The sequence below is a fragment of the Streptomyces durocortorensis genome (genome assembly GCF_031760065.1).
Classification (GTDB): Bacteria; Actinomycetota; Actinomycetes; order Streptomycetales; family Streptomycetaceae; genus Streptomyces.
This window is the reverse complement of sequence record NZ_CP134500.1, coordinates 1727052-1738908: the sequence shown is the minus strand read 5'-3', so window position 1 is coordinate 1738908 and position 11857 is coordinate 1727052. Positions and strand designations below refer to the sequence as shown.

At 73.1% G+C, this 11857-nt stretch carries 8 protein-coding genes; 5 read left to right on the top strand and 3 right to left on the bottom strand.

All coding sequences use genetic code 11. The features are described from left to right. Window positions 1–105: 105 nt before the first annotated feature. The gene (locus tag RI138_RS07655) at window positions 106–3486 is read left to right on the top strand and encodes an AfsR/SARP family transcriptional regulator (protein WP_311119298.1); all 3381 of its coding nucleotides are present in this window, start codon (window positions 106–108) and stop codon (window positions 3484–3486) included. A 54-nt stretch (window positions 3487–3540) separates the two neighbouring features. Here the strand turns inward: RI138_RS07655 and RI138_RS07650 are convergent, their stop codons facing one another. The 3 genes from RI138_RS07650 to panB all read right to left on the bottom strand — a co-directional run bounded on the left by RI138_RS07650 (window position 3541) and on the right by panB (window position 6502). Next, window positions 3541–4407, bottom strand: a complete 867-nt coding sequence (locus tag RI138_RS07650; protein ID WP_311119297.1) for an ABC transporter permease — start codon at window positions 4405–4407, stop codon at window positions 3541–3543. Beyond that, window positions 4404–5426 carry an ATP-binding cassette domain-containing protein gene (locus RI138_RS07645; protein WP_398864219.1) on the bottom strand — a complete coding sequence of 341 codons (1023 nt, stop codon included), beginning with the start codon at window positions 5424–5426 and terminating at the stop codon, window positions 4404–4406. Before RI138_RS07645 ends, RI138_RS07650 begins: the two co-directional genes overlap by 4 nt. Window positions 5427–5620: 194 nt before the next feature. Next, a complete protein-coding gene (panB, locus tag RI138_RS07640; RefSeq protein WP_096627611.1) occupies window positions 5621–6502 on the bottom strand; it encodes a 3-methyl-2-oxobutanoate hydroxymethyltransferase in 882 nt (293 codons plus the stop codon). A gap of 178 nt (window positions 6503–6680) precedes the next feature. Here panB and RI138_RS07635 point away from each other — a divergent pair, with 178 nt between their 5' ends. From RI138_RS07635 to RI138_RS07620, 4 genes are all read left to right on the top strand, one after another. Then, entirely contained in the window at window positions 6681–8303 is a 1623-nt protein-coding gene (locus tag RI138_RS07635) for a DHA2 family efflux MFS transporter permease subunit (RefSeq protein WP_311119295.1), read from the top strand. A gap of 141 nt (window positions 8304–8444) precedes the next feature. Then, complete coding sequence (locus RI138_RS07630) at window positions 8445–9116, top strand: TetR/AcrR family transcriptional regulator (RefSeq protein WP_311119294.1); 672 nt, start codon at window positions 8445–8447, stop codon at window positions 9114–9116. 231 nt (window positions 9117–9347) lie between these two features. Then, window positions 9348–10373 (top strand): endonuclease/exonuclease/phosphatase family protein, encoded by a 1026-nt coding sequence (locus RI138_RS07625; RefSeq protein ID WP_311119293.1) that lies wholly within the window; start codon window positions 9348–9350, stop codon window positions 10371–10373. A gap of 196 nt (window positions 10374–10569) precedes the next feature. After that, on the top strand, window positions 10570–11814 hold the full coding sequence (locus tag RI138_RS07620; protein ID WP_311119292.1) for an MFS transporter: 1245 nt from the start codon (window positions 10570–10572) through the stop codon (window positions 11812–11814). Window positions 11815–11857 lie beyond the last annotated feature (43 nt).

Below are 11857 nucleotides of genomic sequence, written 5' to 3'. Positions count from 1 at the left end.
CGACGGCGGTCACGGCAGTGGCCGACAGGGCGGGAACGTCGGGGACCGGTGCCGGAGTTCCACCCTGTCGACGCCGTGACCCGGTTGGTCACGGACAATGGGCCCGTGCGCTACTGCATCCTCGGCACCACCCGGGCACTCCGCGACGACGGTACGGCCGTCGCCCTCGGCGGGGCGCGGCTGCGCGCGCTGCTGACCGTCCTCGCGCTGCGCCCCGGGCGTACCGTGCCCGCCGGGGTCCTCGTCGACGAGGTGTGGGACGGCGACCCGCCCGCCGATGCGACCGGCGCCCTCCAGGCCCTGGTCGGGCGGCTCAGGCGGGTGCTCGGCCGGAGCGCCGTCGAGTCGGTGGAGAGCGGATACCGGCTCGCCGCCGAGCCGGACGCCGTGGACCTGCACCGTTTCGAGCGGCTGGCGGGGGAGGGGAGCCGGGCGCTGGAGCAGGGCGACACGGTCAGGGCCGTCACCGTCCTCGACGAGGCCCTCGCGCTCTGGGCCGGGCCCCCGCTCGCCGACCTGCCCGACCGTACGGCGCCCGCCTCCCGCCTGGAGTCCCGCAGGCTCGGCGCCCGTCGGGCCCGGCTGGAGGCGCTGCGCGTGCTCGGGCGGGCGGACGAGGCCCTGTGGGAGCTGACCGCGCTCTGCGCCTCCCACCCGCTCGACGAACCGCTCCAGGCACTGCGCATCAGGGCCCTGCGGGACGCCGGACGCACGGCCGAGGCGCTGGCGGCGTACGACGAGGTGCGCACCGCGATCGCCGAGCGCCTGGGCACCGACCCCGGGCCCGAACTGCGCGGCCTGTACGGAGAACTCCTCCACCAGGAACCGGCCGCACCCGCCCCGGAGCCCGCGTCGGCCTCCGAGGGGACGCCCGCGGCCCGGCAACGGCCCGCCCCGGAAAGCCCGTCGCCCCCGCACGGGAACCTCCGCGCCCGGCTCACCAGCTTCGTCGGACGCGACCCCGACATCGCCGCCCTCCGCGAGGACCTCACCCGCACCCGGCTCGTCACCCTCCTCGGCCCCGGCGGCGCGGGCAAGACCCGGCTGTCCCAGGAGACCGCGGAGGCGGCCGCCGAGGCCTGGCCCGACGGTGTCTGGCTCGCGGAGCTGGCCCCCGTAGACGATCCGGACGCCGTGCCCGAGGCCGTACTCGGCGCGCTCGGGGCCCGCGAGACCGTGCTGCGCGGGGCCGGGGCCGGGGAGCTGCGCGCCGTCGACCGCACCGGCGACGACCCCCTCGTACGCCTCACCGAACACTGCGCCCCGCGCCGGATGCTGCTGCTCCTGGACAACTGTGAGCACGTCATCGGCGCGGCGGCCGCCCTCGCCGACCATCTGCTGGCCCACTGCCCCCGGCTCACCGTCCTCGCGACCAGCCGCGAACCCCTCGGCGTACCGGGTGAGTCCGTCCGTCCCGTCGAACCGCTGCCCGGCCCGATGGCGCTGCGGCTGCTCGCCGAGCGCGGGGCCGCCGCCCGCCCCGGCTTCCGTACCGACGCGGACGAGGCGACCGCGGCCGCCTGCGCCGAGATCTGCCGTCGGCTCGACGGGCTGCCGCTCGCCATCGAACTGGCCGCGGCCCGCCTGCGGATGCTTACCCCGCGCCAGATCGCCGACCGGCTGGACGACCGCTTCCGCCTCCTCACCAACGGCAGCCGGACCGTGCTGCCCCGCCAGCAGACCCTGCGCGCGGTCGTCGACTGGTCCTGGGAGCTGCTGGACGGGGCCGAACGGGCCGTCCTGCGCCGCCTCGCCGTCTTCGCGGGCGGCTGCTCGCTCGCCGCCGCCGAGGAGGTCTGCTCCCTGCCCGCCCCGGACGACGGTGTCGCCGTCGGCCTCCTCGACGTCGCCGCCCTGCTCGGCTCCCTGGTCGACAAGTCCCTCGTCGTCGCCGCGCCCGGCGATGACGCGGAGATGCGCTACCGGCTGCTGGAGACCGTCGGGGAGTACGCCGCCGAGCGGCTGGCGGAGGCGGGCGAGCGGGACGCCGTCGAGCGGCGCCACCTGGTCCACTACCGGGAGTTCGCCCGCACCACCGGGCCGAAGCTGCGCGGCACCGGCCAGCGGGAGGCCACCGGGCTCTTCCGTCGCGAGTACGAGAACCTGCGCACCGCCCTCCGGCACGCGGTCGCGGCCCGCGAGGAGGAGGAAGGACTCTGCATCGTCCTCTCGATGGCCTGGTACTGGCTGATGCACGAACTGAACGCCGACGCCCGCCAGTGGTCCGGGGCGGTGACCGCTCTCGGCCCTGACCCGTTCGCCCCGCCCGGCGTCCGGGCCCCCTCCCTGCTGGAGCGGACCACCGACCGGCCGCCGCCCTGGGAACCGGAGCAGGTCGAGGAGGCGCGGCGCGGGGCGGGGCTGATCCGGATGGTCAGCATGGACCGCGCGATGGACGAGTGGCTCACCCCGCAGGGCCAGGAGCGGATGCGGATCATCGCCCGCACCTACCGGGCCGGGCAGCCCCAGGCCTGCCGTACACCCGGTTCGCTCTGGATGTTCGCGGTCCTGCTCACCGGCGAGGCCGACGAGATGCGGGAGGTGATGGACGAGACGGTCCGGTCCTCCCGTGAGTTCGCCTACGAATGGGAGCTGGGCGCCGCGCTGGACATCCGCGCCAAGGTACTGGCCAACCGCCCCGACTGGGCGGGCGAGGCGCTGGCCGACGCCGACGAGAGCCTGGAGATCTTCGTCCGGCTCGGCGACGACTGGGGTGCGGCCGAATCGCTGTCCTCCCGGGGGGAGGCGAACGAGCGCAAGGGCCGGTTCGCCGAGGCCGCCGCCGACTATCTGGCCGCGATCGACTACGCACGGGCGCTCGGCGCCCACGCCCAGGTGGCCGTGTTGCGAGCCCGGTACGCCGGGGCCCTCGCCGAACTCGACCGCTTCGACGAGGCCGAGGCCGTCCTGCGCGATGTCGTCGACAGCGGCCGGTTCGCCGGGCACCAGGCGATGCCGACCGCCCGGCTGCATCTGGGGTTCCTGTACGGCCGCGTGGGCCGGGTGGCCGAGGCACGGGAGCAGATCGTCCTGCTGCGTGATGAGTTCAGCTCCCGCACGATCGGGGTCTTCGACGGGTTCGTGCTCGGGGTGCTGGCATGGCTGGACAACCTGGTGGGTGATCATGCCTCCGCACTCGCCACCGGGCTGGACGCGCTGGCCCGCGCCCAGGACCGGCTCTCCAGGATGATGGCCCCGCAGTTGGCGTCCGGACAGCTGATGACCATCGCCCGCGCCGTCGCCGGACTCGACGCCCCCGGTGCCCCGGCCGCCGCGGCCCGGCTGCTCGGCCTCCGGGCGACCCTGGTGCCGGCCGGGCACGTACCGACCGCCCTGGAGTGCCAGGGCCTCATCGAGGCCGAGGAAGCCGTGCGGGCCCGGCTCGACGACGACGCCTACACGGCGGCGTACGAGCAGGGCGGTGGCCTCACGATCGAGGAGGCCACCGCCCTGGCGGAGACGTACCGGAGGGACCCGCCGGCGTAACGCCCCGGGCCAGGGGCGCAGGTGCCCTGCCCGGGCGGCGCGCCCGCCCCTGCTTCAGGCCTTCCTGCGGAACCTGGCCACCGCCAGCGGCGCCATCACCACCGTGATCCCGGCGGCCCAGGCGAGCGTCCACCAGACCGAGTTCCCGGTCGGGCCGCCCATCACGAGCCCGCGCGCCGCGTCCGCGAGGTTGGACAGCGGGTTGTAGTCGGTGAACGCCTGGAGCCAGCCCGGCATGGTCTGCGTCGGCGCGAAGATCGAGGAACCGAACTGAAGCGGCATCAGCACCAGCATTCCCATCCCCTGGACGGCCTGGGCCGTCTTCATGCTCAGCCCGAGCAGGATGAAGATCCACATGATGGCGGCGCCGAACGCCCCGGTCAGCGCGACCGCTCCGAGGAGTCCGTACACCGAGCCCTTCAGCTCCATGCCGAGGGCGAAGCCCATGGCGAGCAGGATGAGGATGGCGACCATCATCCGGCCCAGCTCGACCACGATCTTGGCGATGAGTACCGAGGAGCGCGCGATCGGCATCGTCCGGAACCGGTCCATGACGCCCTTGCGGAAGTCGTCGTTGACGCCGGTGCCGACGGCCATGGCGATGTTCACGCCCATCATCGCCATCAGTCCCGGGACCAGGTAGTTCAGATAGTCCTGCCTGCCCCCGCCGAGGCTGGCGCCGACCGAGCCGCCGAAGACGTACACGAACAGCAGCGTGAAGACGACCGGCATCAGAAGGACGTCGAACATCGACTCCGGGTCCTTCTTGATCTGGAGGAGATTGCGCCGGACCAGCGCTCCGACGTGCCGCAGGTTGGCCCGCAGCCCGATCCGGCCCTCCCCGGCCACCGCCGCCTTCGACGGTGCGGGGCCCGTGGGCCCGGCGGGTGCGGGGGGCAGGGTCGTGGTGGTGCTGCTCATACGGCGACCTCCTGGGGAGCGGCGTCGGAGAAGGTGGATGCCTTGTCGCCGGTGATCGCGAGGAACACCTCGTCCAGGCTGGGCAGGGCGGTCGCGACATGGGCGAGGGAGAAGCCCCGGGTGCCCAGCAGCCCGATCACGGCGGTCAGCTGCTCGTCGCTGAGGATGGGCACGTACAGCAGCCCCTCGTCCGGTACGGCCTGCGCACCGGCGATCCCGTCGAGGCCGGCCTCCCGGATCGCCTGGGCCATCGCGGGCAGCTCCGCCGGGTCCGAGGGCCGGATGTGCAGCGTGCGGCCGCCGACCCTCGCCTTCAGCTCGTCCACCCCGCCCCGGGCGATGATCCTCCCCTTGTCGATGACCGTCAGCTCCTCGGCGAGCTGCTCGGCCTCCTCCATGTACTGGGTCGTCAGCAGTACGGTCGCGCCTTCGGCGACCATCCGCCGCACCTCGTCCCAGACCTCGTTGCGGGTCCGGGGGTCGAGCCCGGTCGTCGGCTCGTCCAGGTAGAGCACGGCGGGGCTGCCGATCATCGAGGCGGCCAGGTCGAGCCGCCGCCGCATGCCACCGCTGTACTCCATGCAGGCCCGCCTGGCGGCCTCGGTGAGCGAGAACCGCTCAAGGAGCTCGTCGGCCCGGGCCCGCGCCTGCCTGCGGGGCAGATCGAGCAGCCGCCCGATCATGTAGAGGTTCTCCCAGCCGGACAGCTTCTCGTCGACCGAGGCGTACTGCCCGGTCAGGCCGATGGTGCGGCGCAGCTGGCGGGGCTGCTTGACCACGTCGTAGCCCGCGACGAGGGCGTGACCGGCGTCGGGGGTGACCAGCGTGGACAGGCAGCGTACGAGGGTGGTCTTGCCCGCGCCGTTGGGGCCGAGCACACCGAGCACGGTGCCCGCGCGGACATCGAGGTCCACACCGTCCAGCGCCTTGGTCTCGCCGTAGTGCTTGACCAGCCCCCGTACCTCGACGGCGTTCCGGCCGTGATCGGGGTTCTTGTCGATTCGTTCCATGCCCACCATGGGACCAGGGCTCACCGACAGCTCACCGACAGGCCGCCGACAGGGGGCGGACGGGCCGGAGAACGCGCGACAGCCCGCCGATGGGGGATGTCGGCGGGCTGTCGGTGGTGCGGGAAACGGTTCAGCGCGGGCCGGCGGGGCACCTCGGCCCGTCAGAGGGAGGCGTGCCCGAGCGCCTCGGGCACCTCGGCACCTCAGTGGAAGGTGTGCTCCGGCGCCGGGAACGTGCCGCCGACGACCTCGTCGGCGAACTCCTTCGCCGCGTCCCCGAGGACCTGGCGCAGATTGGCGTACTGCTTGGTGAAGCGCGGCACCTTGCCGCCGGTCAGCCCGACCATGTCGGTGTAGACCAGCACCTGCGCGTCGGTCCCGGAGCCGGCGCCGATGCCGACGGTCGGGATGTGCAGCGTACGGGTGACCTCGGCGGCCAGCTCGGCGGGTACGAGCTCCAGCACGACGGCGAACGCGCCCGCGTCCTGGACCGCCTTCGCGTCGCGCAGCAGCTGCTGGGCGGCCTCCTCGCCGCGGCCCTGGACCCGGTAGCCCATCGCGTTGACCGACTGCGGGGTCAGGCCGATGTGGCCCATGACCGGGATGCCCGCCTCGACCAGCAGGCGGATCTGCTCGTGGGACCGCTCGCCGCCCTCCAGCTTGACCGCGCCGACGCCCGACTCCTTGATCAGCCGGGTGGCGTTGCGCAGCGCCTGGACGGGGCCCTCCTGATACGAGCCGAAGGGCAGGTCGCCGACGATGAGGGCGCGCTTGGTGCCCCGTACGACGGCGGCGGACAGCATGGCGATCTCGTCCATCGTGACGGGCACGGTGGTCTCGTAGCCGAGGTGACAGTTGCCCATGGAGTCCCCGACGAGCATGACCGGGATTCCGGCCTCGTCGAAGACGGACGCGGTCATCGCGTCGTAGGCGGTGAGCATGGGCCACTTCTCGCCGCGCTCGGTGGCGGCGGCGATGTCGTGGACGGTGATGCGGCGGGTGGACTTTCCTCCGTACAGCGCCTTGCTGCTGTCGGGTGACGCACCTGCACGGGAGGGCTGATTCTGCGCAGCCTGAAGCGACATGGCCAACGGCTCCTTCGTCATCTCGAGGCACCCTGACGGCGTCCCCGGATCCCTTCCATGGTGGCATCCCGCCCGGGCGAACGGGAAGTGGGCCCGCACACGTCCGTCCGACGGCCGTTCGGCAAAGTTTTAACAATACGAGACGGTCTCGTATCGAAATGAGGTTAGGCTCGTCCGCATGTCCCGACCGTCTCCCGCCTCCTCGCCGCCCCCTTCCGCGCCCGCCGCGCCCCGCATACCCGAGGCGATCCACCGCCGCCGCTGGTGGATTCTCACCGTCCTCATGTTCAGCCTGCTCATCGTGGTGCTGGACAACTCGATCCTGAACGTCGCTGTCAAGACGATCGCCAGCCCCGCACCCACCGGCATCGGCGCCACCCAGAGCGAGCTGGAGTGGGCGATCAACTCCTACACGCTCGTCTTCGCCGGGCTCCTGTTCACCGCGGGTCTGCTCGGCGACCGCATCGGCCGCAAGAAGGTCCTCCTCGCGGGCATCCTGGTCTTCGGCATCGGCTCCGCGCTGGCCGCGCTCTCCGCCTCGCCCGGCGAACTCATCACCTGGCGCGCCCTGATGGGCTTCGGCGCGGCCTTCGTGATGCCCGCCACCCTCGCCGTCCTGATGAACGTCTTCGAACGCGACGAACAGCCCAAGGCCATCGGCATCTGGGCGGGCAGCGTGGGCCTCGGCATCGCCATCGGCCCGATCACCGGGGGGCTGCTCCTGGAGCACTTCTGGTGGGGCTCGATCTTCCTGGTGAACGTCCCCGTGGTGGTGATCGCCCTCGTCGCGATGGCGGTCCTGGTCCCCGACTCCCGCGACCCGGACCCCGGCAAGGTCGACCCGCTGGGCGTCGTGCTCTCCATCGTCGGCCTGGTCCTGCTGGTGTACGGGATCATCCGGGGCGGCGAGCTGGCCGACTTCACCGACGCCACAGCGCTCCTCGCGATCGTCGGCGGGCTGCTGGTGCTGGCCGGATTCATCTGGCACGAGAAGCGCAGCAGCCACCCGGCCATCGACATCACGTACTTCCGCGAGCCCGCGTTCTCCGCCGCGGTCGCCGCCATAGCGCTGGTCTTCTTCGCGCTGATGGGCGTGACCTTCTTCTCGGCGTTCTACCTCCAGAGCGTGCGCGGCTACAGCGCCCTCCAGTCGGGCCTGCTGATCGTTCCGCTCGCGGCCGCACAGATGATCTTCGCGCCCCGGGCCCGGCTGGTCGTCGACCGCTTCGGCGCCCGTGCCGTCTGCACGGCGGGCATGCTGCTCGTCGCCGCCGGACTCGCGTCGTTCGCCCTGTTCGACGCCGGTACGCCGGTGTGGGTGCTGTGCCTCGTCTTCTTCGTCCAGGGCGCCGGGATGGCGCACATCATGCCGCCCGTCACCGTGGCCGTGATGCAGGCGCTGCCCCGCGAGAAGGCCGGTTCCGGTTCGGCCGTCAACAACACCTTCCGCCAGGTCGGCGGAGCCCTCGGCATCGCCGTCCTCGGCTCGGTCCTCTCCACCGTCTACCGGGGCGACATCGAGGGCCACCTCGGCGCGGTCCCGGCCGGGGCCAGGGCGGTGGCCGGTGAGTCCATCGAGGCCACGCTCGGGGCCGCCGAGAAGCTCGGCCCGGTGGCCGGAAAGCCTCTGGTCGCCGCCGCCCACGACGCGTTCATCAACGCCATGCATGTGACCGCGCTCGGCTCGGCGGCCGTCGCCCTGATCGGCGCGGTGGTCGTCGGCCTGTACCTGCCGGGGCGGACCCCCGCGGCCGCGGCGGAGCCGGCGCCCCGCGCCGCGGAGGAACCGGTGGGCCGCTGACCGCCGGGCAGATCCGCCGTGCCGCGCGCGGGTCGTCATCCACCGCCTCCCCGGTCGGCGAGAATCGGGCCGAAGGGCGGAGCCGTACGACAGCGCCGAAGGGCGTACGCGTACGACAGCACGGAGAGAGGCGGTTTTCAGGTGCGGGACCAGGGCGACGGGCAGGACCGGGGCGCGCCGCGGGACGGGGGCGAGCCGCCGGCCGGGGCGGCCGACCCGGAACCCCGCCGCGGCCGCCCGCGTTCCGCCGCGGCGGAACGCGCGATCCTGGACGCCGTCATCGCCCTCCTGGAGGCGGGCGAACCCCTGGCGGGCCTCTCCATCGAGCGCATCGCCCGTACGGCGGGCGTCGGCAAGGCCACCATCTACCGGCGCTGGTCCGGCAAGGAGGAGCTCTTCGTCGACGTCGTACGGGACATGGAACCCGACGACCCGCCCGTCTCCGGCACCGCAGGCCTCGCCGATCTGCGCGTCATGCTGGAATCCCTGCGCACCCGGGGCCTCGCCCAGCGCTCCTCGGTGCTGCTGCACAACATGTTCGCCCAGATGAAGAGCCACCCGAAGCTGTGGGACGAGTACTTCGGCACGGTGATCGCCCCCCGGCGCGTCGCGATGCTGGCGGCGGTGCGGCGCGCGGTCGCGGCGGGGGAGCTGCGCGACGACCTCGACGTGGAGCTGATCGACGACCTCTTCGTCGGCCCCATGCTGGTGCGCACGGTGCACCGCCCCGACGCACCGCTCCCCGACGACCTCGCGGACCGCATCATCTGCGCCCTGCTCCAAGGCCTGGCGCCGGCGGGCGCCCGCGGCTGACGGCCCGGCACTCCGCCGCCCCCCCCGCCAGCCCCCGCTCCGGGCGAGTGTGATCGTTCTGTCACAGGCCCGTCCGCCCGGCCCGGACCGGGAACCCGCGGTCGCCGGTTCGTCGTCCTGCTCTGCGTACGGTCGCCGGTCGCCCGGGACGTCGGCGGCGGGAAAGAAGCCGCCCATCACCTAGGGTCGGGAGCGCGGCGATGTGTAGGGCAAGGCAGTGAGGACAGCGCGATGGTGCAGGCGTACGGAGCGGACACGGGCAACGGCAGCGCGGAGCAGCCGCAGGCCGGGGAATCCCGCTTCGGGGGCCTGTGGAACAGACTGAAGCAGGACCGCGGCGTCTGGCGGCGGGGGATCGTCCTGGCCCTCTGCTCGGTGCTGCTGACCCTGCCGATGGTCGTCCACGCGCGGATCCCGAACCGGTTCGGCAACCTCGGCAGCCTCACCGAGACCTTCCTGCCGTGGATCGCCCTCTTCATCCCGGTCCTGCTGGTCCTGGCCCTGTTGCGGCGCTCCGCCACCGCGATCGTCGCGCTGCTGCTGCCCGCCGTGGTCTGGCTCAACGTGTTCGGCGGCCTCCTCACCGACAAGTCCGGCGCGGGCGGCGACCTCACCGTCGCCACCCACAACGTCAACGCCGACAACCCCGACCCCGGCGGCACCGCCGAGCAGGTCGCCGGTTCCGGGGCGGACGTCGTGGCCCTCCAGGAGCTCCCGGGCGGGCAGGTCTCCACGTACGAGAAGTCACTGGCCGACCGCTACCCGTACCACTCGGTCCAGGGCACCGTCGGGCTGTGGAGCAAGTACCCCCTCGCCGACACCAGGCCGGTCGACATCAAGATGGGCTGGACCCGGGCCATGCGCTCCACGGTCAAGGCCCCGCAGGGAGAGGTCGCGGTGTACGTGGCCCACCTGCCGTCCGTCCGCGTGAAGCTGCACGCCGGGTTCACCGCCAACCAGCGCGACGACAGCGCCGACGCGCTCGGCGAGGCCATCGCCGACGAACCCGTCAGGCGCGTCGTCCTGCTCGGCGACCTGAACGGCACGATGAACGACCGCTCACTGAACGCGGTCACCTCGCAGATGCGCTCCACCCAGGGCGCGGCGGGCGACGGCTTCGGGTTCAGCTGGCCCGCCTCGTTCCCGATGGCCCGGATCGACCAGATCATGGTCAAGGGCGTCGAGCCGCAGGCATCCTGGACCCTGGCGGCGACCGACAGCGACCATCTGCCGATCGCGGCCCGCGTGGAGCTGTGACGCACCCCCCGCCGAACGTCTGCGAGAATTTGTTCCAGTAACTTACATATAGCGGTGCCAGCCGTCGCCCGGTGACCCTCACCGAGGCGGCGGCTCGCTGTTCGGCGCGTGGCGCCTTCCCCGTTCCCGCCGCACGGGCTCCGCCGCACCGCTTCCGGCCGCACCGCTCACCGCTCCACCGTGAAAGGTCCTCCCCATGCCTCTGGCCCTGCTCGCCCTGGCCGTGAGCGCCTTCGGCATAGGCACGACGGAGTTCGTCATGATGGGGCTGCTGCCCAATGTGGCGGACGACCTCGGCACGTCCGTGCCCACCGCCGGGCACCTCGTGTCGGCGTACGCGATCGGTGTCGTCCTGGGCGCGCCCCTGCTCACCGGACTCGGCTCCCGGGTCCCGCGCAAGCGGATGCTGCTGCTCCTGATGGCGCTGTTCACCGTGGGCAACCTGGCCTCGGCGCTCGCCCCCGACTTCGGCTGGCTGGTCGCGGGGCGCTTCCTCGCCGGGCTCCCGCACGGCGCGTTCTTCGGCGTCGGCGCGGTGGTCGCCGCCCGGCTGGTCTCCGAGGGCCGTCAGGCGCGGGCCGTCGCGACGATGTTCCTCGGCCTGACGGTCGCCAACATCGTCGGCGTCCCCGCGGCCACCCTGCTCGGCCAGCACCTCGGCTGGCGGGCGACCTTCCTCGTCGTCGCCGCGATCGGCCTCGCCGCGATGGCCGCGCTGGCCCGCCTGGTGCCGCGCATCCCGGTCGAGTCACACCAGGACGTCCGCCGCGAACTGCGCGCCCTCGGTAACCGCCAGGTGCTCCTGGGCCTGCTCACCGCGGTCTTCGGCTTCGCCGGGGTCTTCGCGGTGTACTCCTACCTCTCGGCGATGACCACGAAGGCGATGGGCTTCGGCGAATCCTCCGTCACCGTCGTCCTGGCCCTCTTCGGCACCGGCATGACCCTGGGAGCCCTGGCCGCGGGCCCCCTCACGGACCGGGCCCTGCGCCCGACCCTGTACGGCTCGCTCGGCGCGCTCGCGGTGGTCCTGGCGGTGTTCCCGTTCACGGTGCACGTGCAGTGGGCGGCGCTGGTGATGGTGGTGCTGCTGGGCGGAGTCGGGTTCATGACGACGACCCCGCTCCAGATGCTGGTGATGAACAAGGCGAAGGATGCCCCGACCCTGGCCTCCGCCTCCAACCACTCCGCGTTCAACCTGGCCAACGCGGGCGGCGCCTGGCTCGGCGGCATGGCCATCGCGGCGGGCTGGGGCTGGACGTCCCCGGCACTCGTGGGCGCGGTGCTGGCGCTGGCGGGCCTGGCGATAGCGGCGACGGCGGGCCTCCTGGACCGCGGCCCGGGGAAGGCGTCCCGGGTGGTCGCGGGAGCCCGTGAGACCGGTCCGGCACCTCAGGCCCGTCCGGCGCATGGGGACAAGGCGGTCACCGAGCGCCCCCGGTGACCGCCGACCCGCCGGGGCGACCCGCTGGTGGGTGTCCGGACGA